Origin of the sequence: Sphingomonas sp. GM_Shp_1 (assembly GCF_026540895.1) — a bacterium.
Taxonomy (GTDB): domain Bacteria; phylum Pseudomonadota; class Alphaproteobacteria; order Sphingomonadales; family Sphingomonadaceae; genus Sphingomonas.
Genome location: NZ_JALNUR010000009.1, coordinates 1 through 14,412, shown reverse-complemented (window position 1 = coordinate 14,412; position 14,412 = coordinate 1). Strand labels below are relative to the sequence as shown.

Genomic DNA, 14,412 nt, shown 5'->3' with positions numbered 1-14,412 from the left:
CTGTCATCCTCTTCATCGGCTTCCGACTCTGTCACGGTCTAATGCCTGCCTCCTCCTGCCATATCATGCAAAGGTTTGCGATGCTCATGTTCCGCATCCCCCGCCCATGCTGTGGTTTCCCGATCACACTGTCCCGGATTTTATGCAATGGTTTGCAAAACGACTGTTGCAAACGATTGCTGATGTGATAGCGAGGCTGCACGACATCCCGGACACCGGGGCGAATCAGGAGAGGGTGTATGACGACGAGGATTCTGCGGTCTTGCGGATCTATGGCTGCTCTGGCGATGGCATTGGCCAGCGCGCCGGGCTTTGCTCAGGCGAATGATCCCCAGGCGACCAGCTCGACGGCGCAGCCCGTTCCGACCGGCTCCGACCGCGTGGCGCAGGCGGGCGATATCCCCGATGCGGGCGTGTCGAGCGAGGACATCGTCGTCACCGCGACCAGCGGCGAGCGCTCGCGCTTCCGCAGCTCGATCTCGGTCTCGCAGGTCAGCCAGGAGGCGATCCAGAATTTCACCCCGCGTTCGACCGCGGAAATCCTGCGCAACATTCCTGGCCTTCAGCCGAGCGATACCGCAGGCCCCGGCGGCAACGCTAATATCGGCGTTCGCGGTATTCCGGTCTCGACCGGCGGTTCGGAATATGTGTCGTTGCAGGAAGATGGCCTGCCCGACGTGCTGTTCGGCGACATCAACTTCGGCAACAACGACTATTGGCTGCGCTTCGACCAGAACATCAAGACGGTCGAGGCGGTGCGCGGCGGTTCGGCCTCGACCTTCGCCAGCCAGGCGCCGGGCGCGGTCATCAACTTCATCAGCAAGACCGGCGACGTGAAGGGTGGCCAGGTGGCCTATTCCACCGGCCTGGGCTTCCGTGAGCATCGCGTCGATTTCGACTATGGCGGCCCGATCGACGATACGACGCGCTTCCATATCGGCGGCTATGCGCGTAACGGCGGCGGCTACACCAACGAGAATTTCAACATCCTGCGCGGCTATCAGATCAAGGCGAACATCACCAAGGATCTGCCCGACAATCGCGGTTTCGTGCGGCTGTACTTCAAGCGGCTGGACGAGCAGGCGCCGACCAACACCACCACCCCGACGCTGGCCACGCTGGACGACAACCGGGTGACCGACTTCACCCCGCTGCCCGGTTTCGACGGCCGCAGCGGTTCGTCCTACACGGTCTATAATCGCAACTTCCAGTATCTCGACTATGACAATGGCGGCGTGAAGTCGGCGGAGGTGCAGGGCATCCATCCGCGCGTGACCGGGATCAGCGGCCAGATCCATTATGACTTCACCGACAATATCTCGCTCGACGACACGATCCGCTACCAGTGGATCAGCGGGAATTTCACGACCCAGTTCATCAACGTCCAGACGCTGACCGGCACCGGCGGGCTGATCGGCTCGACCGTCAACGGCCAGACGGTGGGTTCGGTCCGCTATGCGGCGGGTCCCAATCTCGGCCAGTTGTTCACCGGCCCCTATGTGAATAACAATCCGAACATCAACGTGTTCATGAAGAACATGGACAATTTCGCCAACAACCTGACGCTGAACGGCAAGTTTGACGTCGGCCCGGGCAAGGCGCGGCTGACCGCCGGTCTGTTCGTCATGCGGCAGAACATCGTCCAGGACTGGCACGTCAACCGCCAGTATAGCGAGCTGAAGGGCGAGAATGCCGCCCCGCTCGACCTGTTCTCGACCACGGGGACTCAGCTGACGGCGGCGGGCCAGGCCGGGTTCAACGACAATTGGGGTAGCTGCTGCGCGCGCCGCGTCGACCTGACCTATACCGATGTCGCGCCCTTCCTGCAGGCGGGTTACGAAGTCGGCGGCCTGAACCTCGACGCCTCGGTCCGTTACGACAGCGTCCATGGCGAGGGCACCGCACAGGGCGGCGTCGCTGGCCCGACGACCCGCGTGACCGATGCGCTGGGTTCGGCGCTGATCCCCTCGCTGGTGCTCAGCCCGACAGTGGAGAAGGTCAACTATACCGATGGCTATTTCAGCTGGTCGGTGGGTGCGCTCTACGCCTTCAACAAGAACACCAGCCTCTTCGCCCGCGCCAGCCGGGGCGGCCGCTTCAACGCCGACCGCCGCGTCCTGTCGGGCAATTTCAACGCGGACGGTTCGCTCAATGCGCAGGGACAGGCGACCTCGGTCAACTATCTCAACCAGCAGGAAATCGGCCTGAAGCAGCGCGGCGGCCTGTTCGGCGCGTCCTATTCGGTCGAAGTCACCGGCTTCCGCTCGACGCTGACCGAGAACAACTACGACTTCACCCGGATCAACAATCCGGCGCCGAACAACAATCCGAACATCTCGAACGGCTATCGCTCCTACGGTATCGAGTTCACCAGCCGGGTGACCTATGGCGACTTCCACCTGGCGGTCGATGCGACCTACGCCAATTCGAAGATCACCAGCAGCGCGACCTCGGCGCTGGTCGGCAACAAGCCCGGCGGTCTGCCCGACTTCCTGTTCGTGGTGTCGCCGTCCTATGATGCGGGTCCCGTTGCCTTCGGCATCAGCATGAACGGCCAGACCAGCACCAAGTCGGACGACTTCAACCTCTACACCGTCAAGGGCTCGACCTTCTTCAACGGCTTCGTGACGGTGCGGCCGATGGAGCGGCTGGAGCTGGGCCTGAACGCCAACAACATCTTCGACAAGCTGGGCTTCCGTGGCGGCGGCGGCATCTTCCCGATCCTGTCGCCGACGCAAGGCGTCTTCAACAATACCGCGCTGTATGGACGAACGGTCACGGCATCGATCCGCTACCGCTTCTGATCCAAGCGCTTCCTGGGGCGGGTGCCGCATGGCATCCGCCCCGTTTTTCGTTCAGGAGGACGGCCATGACCTATCCGGCCCCGCCCGCCCGAACATTGAAGGATATCGCCCGGCTCGCGGGCGTGTCGCCCGGTACCGTCAGCCGTGCGCTGGCCGGCAAGAGCGTCGTCAATGCCGAGACGCGCCAGCGGATCGAGGCGCTGGCCGCCGAACATGGTTTCCAGATCAACCAGATGGCCCGCCGCCTGCGCGCGCAGCGGACCGGCGTGATCGGTGTCGCCATTCCGCTGGGCCATGAGCGGCGGCAGCGTCTGTCCGATCCCTTCTTCATGACCCTGCTCGGCCATCTCGCCGACGAACTGGCGGCGCGCGACCATGACGTGATGCTGTCGCGGATCATCCCCGACGACGAGGGGTGGCTGTCCCGGATCACCCGCTCGGGCATGGTCGACGGCGTGCTGCTGATCGGACAGTCGGACCAGTTGGCGGTGATCGAGCAGGTGGCCGAAACCTATCTCCCGCTCGTCGTGTGGGGCAGCACCATGCCCGGCCAGCATCACTGCGCGGTGGGTGTCGACAACCGGCTCGGCGGACGGCTGGCGGGTGAGCATCTGATCGCGACCGGGCGGCGGCGCATCGCCTTCATGGGCGAAATCCGCACGCTGGAACTGGCTGAGCGTCATGCCGGGCTGTGCGATGCGCTTCGGGCGGCGGACCTTCCTCCGCCGCACCAGCTGGACGTCGCGCTTGCGCCGGAGCTGATGCCGGATCAGATCGCCGACAATCTGTCGCGCCTGCGGGAGCGGGGGGAGGGGATCGACGGGATCGTCGCGGCGTCCGACATGATCGCGCTGGCGACGGTCGCGAAGCTGACGGCGTGCGGTGTGGCGGTACCGGGCGATGTCGCGGTCACCGGCTTCGACGATCTGCCGCTCGCCGAACGGGCGATCCCGCGCCTGACCACGATCCGCCAGGATCTGGAGGCGGGGGCCAGCGCGATGGTCGAAGCGCTCTTCGCCCGACTGGAGGGACAGGCGGCGCCGGGGCTGGAAATGCCGCCGCGCCTGATCGTCCGCGATTCCGCCTGAGGCCCAAAAAAATCGGCGCGGTCTTAGGGAAGATCGACCGCGCCGTGAGGTTTCAGGGAGTAGGTAACGGATGTCAGGCCAGCGTCAGGCCGACATCCACATTGCCGCGCGTAGCGTTGGAATAGGGGCAGATCTGGTGCGCCGCCTCGACCAGCTTCTCCGCCTCGGCGCGATCGACGCCGGGTAAGGCGACGGTCAGGTCGGCCGTGATGCCAAAACCGCCCGCCGCACGCGGACCGATGCCGACCTTGGCGGAAACCGAAACGTCGTCCGGCACTTTCACCTTCAACTGCTGCCCGGCCACCTTCAACGCGCCGATGAAGCATGCCGAATAGCCCGCCGCGAACAGCTGTTCCGGATTGGTGCCGTCGCCGCCCGCGCCGCCCAGTTCCTTGGGCGTCGACAGCTTGACGTCGAGCGTGCCGTCCTGGGTCCGGGCATGCCCGTCGCGGCCACCGGTCGCGCTGGCCTGCGTCTGGTACTTTACGTCGATCGTCACATTCAGTCTCCGATAATCGTTATCGCGATACATAAATGAACTCCATGATCGGACTTGTCCAGCCCTTCTTTTATCGCGATATGCATTTTTTTGGAATTTCGGGAGAGACCGGATGTCGGCGCCCTGGCCGCTGGACGATCAACTATGCTTCGCCTTGTATGCGGCCAATATGGCGGTCCAGCGCACCTACAAGCCGATGCTCGACCAACTAGGCCTGACCTATCCGCAATATCTGGCGCTCCACGTCCTGTGGGAAGAGGATGGCCGGACGATCGGCGCGATCGCGCAGCGGCTGGGGCTGGAATCGAGTACCGTCACGCCGCTGATCAAGCGGCTGGAGGCGAGCGGTCAGGTGGTGCGCGAGCGCGACCCGCAGGACGAGCGGCAGGTGCGCGTCCGGCTGACCCCGGCGGGCCGTGGGCTGCGCGACCAGTGCGGGTGTTTGGGCGAGGAGATCATCGCCCGGTCGGGCATGACGGTCGATGACCTCACCGCGCTTCGCGGCGAGGTCCGCGCGCTGCGTCTGGCGCTGGAGCGGCCCGGGGGGCAGGGGGCGTGATCCTCTACGACCATCCCCTGTCCTCCTATGGTCAGAAGGTGAAGATCGCACTGCGGGAAAAGGGCATCGCCTTCACCCCTCTGCTGCCGCAGGACTTCGGCACCGGGCGGCAGGATACCGACTTCGCCGCCGCCAATCCCCGGACCGAAGTGCCGGTGCTGATCGTCGAGGGCGGGCAGGCGATCTTCGATTCGACGATCATCCTCGACTATCTGGACGATCGCTGGCCCGAAACCGCGCTGATGGGCCGCGACCCGCTGGACCGGGCGCGGCAGCGCGAGATCGAGGAGATCGCCGATGGCCCATATGAGGCGGTGAACTGGGGTTATGGCGAGATCCTGTGGTTCCGCCGGGCCGAAGGCGCACTGGCCAACGACCTTCGCCATGTCGCCGCGACGGATACACGGGTATTGCAGGACTGGCTGACCAAGCGGCTGGGCGAGGCGCCGTGGTTCGGCGGCGAAAGCTTCGGACGGGCGGATGCGGCGGTGGCGCCGATGGTCAACCGCTCGGTCCATTACGGGCTGGGGCCCGCGCCGGAGTCGGCGCTGGCGGCCTGGCATGCACGCGTCTCGGCGCGCCCGGCGGTGGCGGAGACCTTCGCGGAGTTCGACGCGGCGGCGGTGCATATGGCGCAGGCGGCGGATCATTACCGCAGCGGCGGGCGGCGGCGCGAATATCGCGACCATCGGCTGGAATGGATGATCCGCTCGGGCGGCGCGCCGATCGTGCTGGAGGGATTGCGCGAGGATACGATCCGCTTTTCCTGGCCGGGATAAGGCCAAGGGAATTCACCTAAGATTTCAACGTCAGCGTAAACACCACGTTCGGCGCATCCCGGAGCGCCACATACAGCACCCCATCCCGCGCCGAAGGCACCGTCAGACGCGCTGCCGTATAGCCCGGCGGCACGCCGACCGCGTCCGCCATGTCGGCGCTGGCGGCTACCCGGTCGATCAGGAACAGGTCGCGGCCCTCCAGCCAGCAGCCATTCTGCTCGCAGCCGCCGCCAGCGATGCGCGGCAACCGGACCAGCGTGGCGAGCGGAGCCCAGTCGCCCTTGATCGCCCCGCGCACGATGCGGTAGCGGAGCGGCCCCGCCGCCGCTGGGCCCAGCCGCGCCGGATCGAGCGTTGCGACCGCGATGTCGGGCGAGGACAGCCGCACGTCACGCCCCCCCTCCAGCAGGACGGTGGTACCGCCATCACCCGTCGCGACCTCGATCGCGTCGGTCGGTGCCAGGCGGGTTCCTTCGGCGGCGCGGATCGAGAAGGTCAGGCGGCTATTGTCGGGCAGGACATTCTCGTCGCGGGTGGCGAGCGCGACGGCACCGGCGGCATCCTTGGACGTCAGGCTGCGCGCGATCAGCGTCGCGGCGGGGCGCGGCGGGGCGGGCGTGATCGGTACCGACAGGGTGCGCCCGTCGGTCAGCCGGATCTTCGCGCTGGTTCCGTCCGGCACCCGGCCATCGGTGGCGGTGGCGATCAGCCGGTCGCTATCCCCTTCGCGGGTCAGGCCATCCGGGGAGAGGCGGACATCGCCGACCTCCACGCCCGCGATCTCGTCCAGCCGCTGGCCGGTCAGCGTCACGAAGCGATCGCCCTTGGCCAGCGTCACCGTGTCGATCCGGCTGGCGGGCGAATAGGCGCGCAAGGTGACGGTGCGCGGTGCGCTATCGCCGATCTGCTGCACCTCCAGCCTGACCTCGCCCGCGCGCGCATTTCTGAGCGGCAGGGTCACGGTGACGCCGTCGGTCCCCCGCAGGGTGAAGGGCACCGGTTGCGCGGCGCCGCCCGGCCCGCGCATCGTGACGCCGGTGACGCAAGCGGCGGCGGGGCCGGTCAGCACCACCGCGTTGTCGCGACCGACGACCAGGCTCTGTCCCGCATCACCCGCACGCCATTCGCCGCCATCGGGAAATTGCAGCGTGAAGCTCGGCCCCTCGAACCCGTCGAAACCCCACTCACCGTGCAGCTTGGCGGTCACCTTGCCCGACAGCGCTCCGGCAGGTAGCGGCTCGGTGAGGACATAGCCGCCCCGGTCGGCCCGTGCGCGGACGGGCACGTCGATGGTCTTGCCGTTCGCCCCGGTCAGCGACACCATGATGTTGCGCGCGAAGGCGGTGGAATAGATCAGCGGCGCGCCCTCCACCGGCAGGACGAGGGCGGGACGCGCCCCGCACAGCGGCGCGTCCCCGGTCACGCGCAGGCGCGGCGGGCTGGACGCGTCGATGGCGGGCATGGCGGCGACCAGCACCGATTTGGGCTTGGCGAAGGACGGCGCGGCGTTGAGCAGCAGCGACAGCCGGTCTCCCTCTCGCGTGGCGAGTGTGGGCAGATAATTGAACTGCGGATTGCCGAAGGCGCCAAACACGCGCGCGATATCGCGGATCACGCCGATATAGGGGCTGTAATAGCCCAGCCCGGCCTCGCGCGTATAGCTGAGTTGCAGTGCCAGGTCGGTCGGCGCGCCGATCAGCGTGTCGGTCATCGAACTGCTGTGGATGTCCGCCAGCACCAGCGAGTCGCGGTTCTCCAACAGGCATGCCGCCTGCAACTCGATGACGCGCGCCAGGCAGTCGGGGTTCAGCTTGATCGCCAGGCTGTTCGACAGGGCCGGGGCCAGGGTGCGCAGGAATTCGGGGTGGCTGTTCTCCTGCGCGCGGATCGCCGCGACGAAGGCGTTGAGCCGCGATCGGTCGAGCGAGGCCTGGTTCAGGTCCTGCACCGCGCGGACGAACTCGCCGGGCCGGTCGCGCACCGCATCGACGATGGTGCCCGACGCGCCGCCGGTCTCGGGCACCAGGAACAGCGCCATTTGCCGCGCGCCCTTGGGCACGGTCAGGGTCAGGCGGCGATCCTTATCCTTGGACTTCCAGGTCTCGGCCGACTGGACCCAGTTCTTGGGCGGCGGATTGGTCGCGCCGCTGAGAAAGGCGGAGAAGAGGATGTAGCGCGCGCGCTGGTCGCTGGGCAGGTCCGCATCGATGGTCAGCCGGTCGCCGGTGGCAAGGTTGGGCACCTCCGCGATGGGCAGGCTCTTGTCCCCGCGCGTCACCATGATGCGCAGGCCCGGACCGGGCAGGTCGAAGGGCGCGGGATCCGCGGCGCAGAGCGGGCTTTCGACCAGGGCGGCGGCGGCCAGCGCCAGCGCCATCAGGGGACGGGGTGAGCGAAACATGACAGGGTTAAGGCCCAGACTGCCGAAAGGATCAACCCTCTGGCGGCAAATGACATAGGCGCGTCATTTCCCAATCCTCCCCAAGCTCGGCTTGGGGAGGATTTACGGTCAGGCGAGCTTGTCCGCCGTGCGCAGGTCGAAATCGCTGGCGTCGTGCCGCTCGGGCAATTGTTCGGCGGGGTCGCCGACGGTGCGGTTGACCATCCGCCCGCGCTTCACCGCCGGACGCGCCGCCAGTTCCCGGGCCCAGCGCAGGACATGGGTATATTCCTGCACCTGAAGGAATTCGGCGGCGCCATAGAGGTCGCCCAGCACGACCTGCCCATACCAGGGCCAGATCGCCATGTCGGCGATGCTGTATTCGTCACCCGCGACGTACGCGTTATGCTCCAGCTGGCGGTTCAGCACGTCGAGCTGGCGCTTGGCCTCCATGGCATAGCGGTTGATCGCATATTCGATCTTCACCGGCGCATAGGCATAGAAATGGCCGAAGCCGCCGCCCAGGAACGGCGCGCTGCCCATCTGCCAGAACAGCCAGGACAGGACCCGTGCCCGCGCGGCGGGCCCGGTCGGCAGGAAGGCGCCGAAGCTCTCCGCCAGATGCATCAGGATCGCGCCGGATTCGAAGATGGCGAGCGGCTCGTCACCGCGATGGTCGACCAGCGCGGGGATCTTGGAATTGGGATTGATCTCCACGAAGCCGCTGCCGAACTGGTCGCCCTCGCCGATGCGGATCAGCCAGGCGTCATATTCCGCGTCCGCATGTCCGGCGGCGAGCAGTTCCTCCAGCAGGATCGTGACCTTCACCCCGTTGGGCGTGCCCATCGAATAGAGCTGGAGCGGATGGCGACCGACCGGCAGGGGCTTGTCATGCGTCGCGCCCGCGACGGGCCGGTTGATCGAGGCGAAGCGGCCGCCGCTTTCCTTGTCCCAGGTCCAGATGGCGGGTGGGGTATAGGCGTCGTCACTCATGCGCTTGCGGCTCCATAAGAGGGTTCGACGCGGCAAATGGGGCGGGGTTGCTGGGAAAACAACCGCGCCCGTGCTTTTATTTGGGAAGCGAAACGAGCCGGTCGCGCCGGACGTAAAGCAGTTCGTGCCGCCCCTCGCGCGGCACCGCCATGACCGGGCGATAGTCGCGCGCCAGGGCCTGTGTCATCAGCCTCTCCGTCTCCGCGTTCCAGGGCGAAAAGGGGTCGTCCAGCGTCACGATGGCGGGCGGACGGCGGGCGAGGATACGCGCGACCTCCGCCCTTTCGTCCACCCCGATCGCGCCCCGCTCGGCCTCATAGGCGAGCGAGGAGGGAAAGGCATAAGGGGTCGGCACGCATCCGCCCGATAGATGATAGAGGCTGGAGTCCCCGGCAAAGACATAGGGACATTCGCCGCCATCGACCGCCGCCATGACTTTGGCCATGCGGCGGATGCCGTCGCCCTCGCTCGGGTCGTTGGTCGCGGCGTGGAAGACGAACAGCCCGGCGCCGATGACGAAGACGGGCAGGATGGCCTTGCGCCCCATGGCGAAGGCGGGTGCGGCGGCGAGCGCCAGCGGCGCGAGCAGCGGCAGGGCGTAATGGTCGAAAAAGGCCCCGATCATTGCGAAGGCAATGAGAGCGAAGGCCAGCCAGATGCGGGTCAGCGTCATGGCGGGGCTCTGCGGGCCCTTGCGCCAGGCGACGACCGCGCACGCGATCAGCGGCAGCAACTGTCCGCCGATCCCCGCCAGCCGCCCCGCGATCTTCGCCGCCGGATAGCCCCGACGCAGCGTGATCGAGGTGAAATTGGCGAACCAGAAGGCGTCGAACGCCGCCGCGCCCTTCAGCCAATATTGCAGGACGATCAGCGCGGTCGGCAACAGCCCCAGCACCATCCAGAGCAGCGCCGCCGCCACGACCGTCGCCGGCTTCCCCCGCGCCCGCCACAGATACCAGAGATGCGCGAGGCCGAAGAACGCCCCTTCGACCAGCGGGGTGTATTTGATCTGGATCGCCACGCCCGCCAGCAGGCACGCGACCGCGCCGCTCAGCACGATCATGCCGCTCGCGCGTCGCGCGGCCAGGCGGGGCAGTTCCAAGGTCAGCACCGCCGCCGCCGTCATCGCCAGATTGTAGAAGACTGGGGACTGGCCGCTCCCCCCGCTGAGCAGCGGCAGCCAGAGGATATAGGCTGCCCCCGCCGCCAGCCCGGAGGGCGGGGCCAGCGCCATCCGCCGCGCCGCCAGCCAGATCAGCCAGCCCGTGGCAGCCGCACATAGCGTGGCGACCAGTTGATAGGCCAGGAAGCCGTCGCCCGGCAGCAGGCGGAACCCGGCGAACAGCAGGAACAGCCCGGGCGGCTTGCGATCCCACAGATCGATATACAGCCGCGCGCCGTGCAACAGCCGGTCGCCGACCAGCAGATAATATTGCTCGTCGACATGCGCGACCGGGTTTCCGAAATCCCGCGCCCGGACCAGCACGGCGAACGCCAGCAGCGCCAGCGCGACCCAAAAGGGTCGGTCGGGAAGGGCAAGCGTGGCAGGCCGTGCGGAATGTGGGCGGGGCGACGTCAGATCCGTCATGGTGATCCGTTTTGGGCTATCGGTCCTGGATGGTGCGGGAAATCGGCGATGGACCCGATCTCGCGTCGCCCATGTCACTGCCGGCGGCGGCTTCGCAAAGGAAATCGGCAAGGCTCGCGGGACTAAATTTATTTTATATTCCGTGTGCGGTCCGGCGGCGGTGGCGACGTCCCTAGCATGAAACACCTTGGGCTGGGCGCCTGCGCCCAGGTTCGGGGGCTTCGGCAACGAGGCGGTTTTCGGATTTCATGGGCGGGGTGGGGTAATGCTGCTCGATGCGGAAGGCGCGGCTTGGCGCAATGCCAGGGCTTGGGCCGATGCCGGCAAGACGGAACAGGCGGCGACCTATGTCGCGCCATGCTGGACGGTGGTCGTGCCCTTCTTCAACGAAGAGGCCGAACTGGCGGCGACGCTGGAAAGCCTGGCGCGGCAGACGGTGCGTTTCCGGCTGGTGCTGGTCGATAACGGGTCGCTCGACGCCAGCGCGCGGGTCGCGGCGGAAAGCTGCGAGCGGCTGGGGCTGGACCATATCCTGTTGCATCAGGGCTTGCCCGGCAAGATCAACGCGCTGCGGCTGGGCCTCGACCATGTCCATACGCGCTTCGTCGCCACATGCGATGCCGATACCCTCTATCCCGAAACCTATCTGGCCGAGGCGCAGGCGCTGCTGGAGCAGCCGGGCTGCGTCGTGGCGGGGGCCTATTTCATCGCACCCGGCGACGGCGAGGCGGAGCGGCGGCGCGAGTCCGCGACCATCCGTCTGGCCGCGCGGCTGCTGCCCCGCCAATGCCATGCGGGCGGTGCGGGACAGGCTTTCTGTACCAAGGCGTTGAAGGCGGCGGGCGGGTTCGATCCGCGCCACTGGAACTATGTGCTGGAGGATCATGAGGTGATCCACCGCGTCCTTCGCCATGGCACGATGCGCTATGCCGACGGCTTCTGGTGCGTGCCGTCGGACCGCGAGCGGGACCGGGAGTCGATCCGCTGGACGCTGGCTGAACGATTGCTCTACAGCGTGACCGCGCCGTTCGCGGGGGACTGGTTCTTCTACACATTCCTCGCGCGGCGGCTGACGGCGCGGCGTCTGACCACCGAGCGGATGCGCGAAAAGGCCTATCAGGATCTGGCAGGAGTGGTGGGTGAACCAGCTTATTCTCTGCGCTGACGATTTCGCCTTTTCCACCGAAGACAGTCTGGTCATCACCGAACTCCTCCGTGCGGGCAAGCTGAACGCCACGAGTTGCATGACGCTTCGCCCCAATTGGGCGGAGGACAGCGCGATGCTGCGCGACGTGCCCGTCACCGCGCAGATCGGGCTCCACCTGACGCTGACCGAGGAAGCGCCGATCCACCCCAATGGCTTTACCCAAGGTGGGGTGATGCCGGGGATCGATCCACTGACCCGGTTGGCGGCGCGTGGCAAGCTGGACCCCGCCGAGATCGCGCGCGAGGTAGAGGCGCAATTCGACCGGTTCGAGGCGGCGATGGGCCGCCCGCCCGCCTTTGTCGACGGGCACCAGCATTCCCACGCGCTGCCGGTCATCCGCCCGATCGTGCTGGAGATCACCCGCCGCCGCGCGCCGGATGCGTGGCTTCGCACCTGTGAGGACCGGGTCGCCGCGCTGCTCGGGCGGCCATGGCGCGGCAAGGCGGTCGGCAGCGCTTTTCACTCGCGTGGATTCGCGCGGGCGGCGGCGGCGGTGGGCCTGCGCTGCAATCACGGCTTTGCGGGCCATTACGGCTTCGACGGTCGCTTCGGGGAAGCCCTGCTGCGCTTCCTGGACCGGGCGGGGGCCTATCATCTGGTGATGTGCCATCCCGGCGCGGGAACGCGCCCCGGCGACGCCATCGCGGCGGCGCGGCGGGACGAGGCGGACGTCTTGCGCAATATTTCGGTTTCCGACATGGCGGCGTCACGCGGGCTGGCCTTCGCCGCCTGACCAGAGGGCGGCGGTTTGAGCGGTACGGGTCTGGAAGGCCAGTTCTTGGAGGCGCGGCCGTTGCTGCGTCGCCTGCTGGCGGCCCGGCTCGGTTCGGCGGAGGATGCCGAAGACGCGCTTCAGGATCTGTGGCTGCGCATCGCCGGGATGGACGGCGCGCATGTCGAGCAGCCGGTGCCCTTTTTCTGCCGCATGGCGACCAATCTGGCGACCGACCGCCGGATCGCCGCCGCCCGGCGCAGCGCGCGCGACGGGGCCTGGGAAGAGGTGCAGCCCGGGTCGGAGGAATATGCCGATCCCGAACGCATCGTCGCGGGCCGCCGCGCGCTGGAACAGGCCCATGCCCGGATCGCGCATATGCCCGACCGGATGCGCCAGGCCTTCACCCTGTTCCGCTTCGAGGAGCAACCGCAAAGGGTGATTGCCGAGCGCATGGGGATCAGCGTCAGCGCGGTCGAGAAGCTGTTGCGGCGCGCCTATCGGTTTTTGCAGGAAAATCGCGAAGGGGAGGGTGCGGATCGGGGGCTTCCGCATCGTCCTGATCATGAAGGGAGCGCGGACGGGTGACGCGTGAGGAGCAGGCGATCGACTGGCACATCCGGCAGCGCGACATGAGCGCCGCCGAATGGGACGCCTTTGCGACGTGGCTGGAGGACAGCCCGGCCAATGCGCGCGCCTATGACGCGGTCGCCATGGCCGATGCGCTGCTGGTCGCGCCGCCCGTGCAGGCGGAAGCCGAGCCGGTGGTCGAAGCCGCCAACGACAATGGCGGATGGGGGCGCTGGTGGTTGCTCGGCGGCGTCGCGGCGGCGGTGGCGCTGGTCAGCGGGCCGGTGCTGCTGAACCGAGGTCCCGACATGCAGGTCGAGCAGACTCGCGCGGGCGAGACGCGCCGGATCGCGCTCAATGATGGCACGCGGATCGAACTCGCGGGGGGATCGCGGCTGCGCTACGACCGCAACGACACCCGCGTCGCAACGCTGGAAGCGGGGCAGGCGCTGTTCCATGTCCGCCACGACCCGTCCGCGCCGTTCGAGCTTCGTTCGGGCGGGGTCGTCATTCGCGACATGGGAACGGTGTTCGACGTGCGGCGCACGGGGCGGCGACTGGACGTGGCGGTCGCGGAAGGATCGGTGGCGCTGGCGCCGCTGGGGCAGGAGATCGCACTGGCGGCGGGGCAGGGCATCCATCTGGACGAGGCACGGCACAGCCTTCGCCGCGTCGCCGTCGATCCGTCGACCATCGGGGGGTGGCGCGGCGGGTTGCTCGATTTCGATGGCGAGCCGGTCGGGGCGATTGCTGCACGATTGCAATCCGCCTATGGCATGCGGATCGCGGTGGAGGGGGCTCTGGCCGATCGCAACGTCACGGGTGTCGTCCGCATGACGGGCGATGCCGGTCGGGACGTTCCTCGTTTCGCGAAGCTGATCGGAGCGGAGTGGCGCCAGAGCGGTGGGGACTGGATATTGCGGGCGTCGAACGAGGATCGCTGAGCGCGGCCTATGGGCTGCGCTCTGCCTCGTCACGCCGGTCGCGGTCCAGGCGCGGGAGCGGCCCATGTCGGTCGCACGGCCCATTCGCATCGCTCCCACGACGCTCGACATGGCTCTGCGCGAACTGGCGCGGCAGGGCGGGATCACCGTCATCACCACCGACGACCGGTTGCGCCGGGTCCGAACCCCCGCGCTGATCGCCGACATGCCGCCCGCCCGCGCGCTGAGGCTGTTGCTGCGCGGCACGGGATACCGCGCCGTCGCGATCGATGACGAGAGTTTCCGCATC

At 67.5% G+C, this 14,412-nt stretch carries 14 protein-coding genes; 10 read left to right on the top strand and 4 right to left on the bottom strand.

The features are described 5' to 3' along the window. Positions 1 to 106 precede the first annotated feature (106 nt). From OXQ33_RS06780 to OXQ33_RS06770, 3 genes are all read left to right on the top strand, one after another. Complete coding sequence (locus OXQ33_RS06780) at positions 107 to 328, top strand: hypothetical protein (RefSeq protein ID WP_267433939.1); 222 nt, start codon at positions 107 to 109, stop codon at positions 326 to 328. Then, a complete protein-coding gene (locus tag OXQ33_RS06775) occupies positions 288 to 2,804 on the top strand; it encodes a TonB-dependent receptor (RefSeq protein ID WP_267433938.1) in 2,517 nt (838 codons plus the stop codon). The genes OXQ33_RS06780 and OXQ33_RS06775 overlap by 41 nt, the downstream gene beginning before the upstream one ends. A gap of 65 nt (positions 2,805 to 2,869) precedes the next feature. Then, a complete protein-coding gene (locus OXQ33_RS06770) occupies positions 2,870 to 3,892 on the top strand; it encodes a LacI family DNA-binding transcriptional regulator (RefSeq protein WP_267433937.1) in 1,023 nt (340 codons plus the stop codon). Between the two features lie 73 nt (positions 3,893 to 3,965). On the opposite strand, the gene OXQ33_RS06765 is transcribed toward OXQ33_RS06770, so the two are convergent. Next, a complete protein-coding gene (locus OXQ33_RS06765; RefSeq protein ID WP_267433936.1) occupies positions 3,966 to 4,391 on the bottom strand; it encodes an organic hydroperoxide resistance protein in 426 nt (141 codons plus the stop codon). Positions 4,392 to 4,503: 112 nt separating this feature from the next. On the opposite strand from OXQ33_RS06765, the gene OXQ33_RS06760 reads away from it, so the two are divergent. After that, positions 4,504 to 4,950 (top strand): MarR family transcriptional regulator, encoded by a 447-nt coding sequence (locus OXQ33_RS06760; protein WP_267433935.1) that lies wholly within the window; start codon positions 4,504 to 4,506, stop codon positions 4,948 to 4,950. Beyond that, a complete protein-coding gene (locus OXQ33_RS06755; RefSeq protein WP_267433934.1) occupies positions 4,947 to 5,729 on the top strand; it encodes a glutathione S-transferase family protein in 783 nt (260 codons plus the stop codon). Before OXQ33_RS06760 ends, OXQ33_RS06755 begins: the two co-directional genes overlap by 4 nt. 16 nt (positions 5,730 to 5,745) lie before the next feature. Here OXQ33_RS06755 and OXQ33_RS06750 read toward each other — a convergent pair whose 3' ends face one another. The 3 genes from OXQ33_RS06750 to OXQ33_RS06740 form a co-directional block, all read right to left on the bottom strand. Next, entirely contained in the window at positions 5,746 to 8,130 is a 2,385-nt protein-coding gene (locus OXQ33_RS06750; protein ID WP_267433933.1) for a hypothetical protein, read from the bottom strand. A gap of 108 nt (positions 8,131 to 8,238) precedes the next feature. Continuing rightward, positions 8,239 to 9,102, bottom strand: a complete 864-nt coding sequence (gene yghU / locus OXQ33_RS06745) for a glutathione-dependent disulfide-bond oxidoreductase (RefSeq protein ID WP_267433932.1) — start codon at positions 9,100 to 9,102, stop codon at positions 8,239 to 8,241. 76 nt (positions 9,103 to 9,178) lie between these two features. Then, positions 9,179 to 10,690 carry a hypothetical protein gene (locus tag OXQ33_RS06740; protein WP_267433931.1) on the bottom strand — a complete coding sequence of 504 codons (1,512 nt, stop codon included), beginning with the start codon at positions 10,688 to 10,690 and terminating at the stop codon, positions 9,179 to 9,181. Positions 10,691 to 10,955: 265 nt separating this feature from the next. Between OXQ33_RS06740 and OXQ33_RS06735 the strand changes: the two genes are divergently transcribed. From OXQ33_RS06735 to OXQ33_RS06715, 5 genes are all read left to right on the top strand, one after another. After that, positions 10,956 to 11,855 (top strand): glycosyltransferase family 2 protein, encoded by a 900-nt coding sequence (locus OXQ33_RS06735; protein ID WP_267433930.1) that lies wholly within the window; start codon positions 10,956 to 10,958, stop codon positions 11,853 to 11,855. After that, positions 11,830 to 12,630, top strand: a complete 801-nt coding sequence (locus OXQ33_RS06730; protein WP_267433929.1) for a ChbG/HpnK family deacetylase — start codon at positions 11,830 to 11,832, stop codon at positions 12,628 to 12,630. Before OXQ33_RS06735 ends, OXQ33_RS06730 begins: the two co-directional genes overlap by 26 nt. A gap of 15 nt (positions 12,631 to 12,645) precedes the next feature. Next, a complete protein-coding gene (locus tag OXQ33_RS06725) occupies positions 12,646 to 13,197 on the top strand; it encodes an RNA polymerase sigma factor (protein WP_267433928.1) in 552 nt (183 codons plus the stop codon). Then, positions 13,194 to 14,123 carry a FecR domain-containing protein gene (locus tag OXQ33_RS06720; protein WP_267433927.1) on the top strand — a complete coding sequence of 310 codons (930 nt, stop codon included), beginning with the start codon at positions 13,194 to 13,196 and terminating at the stop codon, positions 14,121 to 14,123. Before OXQ33_RS06725 ends, OXQ33_RS06720 begins: the two co-directional genes overlap by 4 nt. Positions 14,124 to 14,187: 64 nt before the next feature. Beyond that, on the top strand, positions 14,188 to 14,412 hold a 225-nt coding region (locus OXQ33_RS06715; RefSeq protein ID WP_267433926.1), incomplete at its 3' end, for an STN domain-containing protein.

Excerpts from the sequence above, each read along its gene's own strand:
- OXQ33_RS06780 (WP_267433939.1), top strand. The coding sequence starts at position 107 with ATGCTGTGGTTTCCCGATCACACTGTCCCGGATTTTATGCAATGGTTT.
- OXQ33_RS06775 (WP_267433938.1), top strand. The coding sequence starts at position 288 with ATGGCATTGGCCAGCGCGCCGGGCTTTGCTCAGGCGAATGATCCCCAG.
- OXQ33_RS06770 (WP_267433937.1), top strand. The coding sequence starts at position 2,870 with ATGACCTATCCGGCCCCGCCCGCCCGAACATTGAAGGATATCGCCCGG.
- OXQ33_RS06760 (WP_267433935.1), top strand. The coding sequence starts at position 4,504 with ATGTCGGCGCCCTGGCCGCTGGACGATCAACTATGCTTCGCCTTGTAT.
- OXQ33_RS06750 (WP_267433933.1), bottom strand. The coding sequence starts at position 8,130 with ATGTTTCGCTCACCCCGTCCCCTGATGGCGCTGGCGCTGGCCGCCGCC.
- yghU (WP_267433932.1), bottom strand. The coding sequence starts at position 9,102 with ATGAGTGACGACGCCTATACCCCACCCGCCATCTGGACCTGGGACAAG.
- OXQ33_RS06740 (WP_267433931.1), bottom strand. The coding sequence starts at position 10,690 with ATGACGGATCTGACGTCGCCCCGCCCACATTCCGCACGGCCTGCCACG.
- OXQ33_RS06735 (WP_267433930.1), top strand. The coding sequence starts at position 10,956 with ATGCTGCTCGATGCGGAAGGCGCGGCTTGGCGCAATGCCAGGGCTTGG.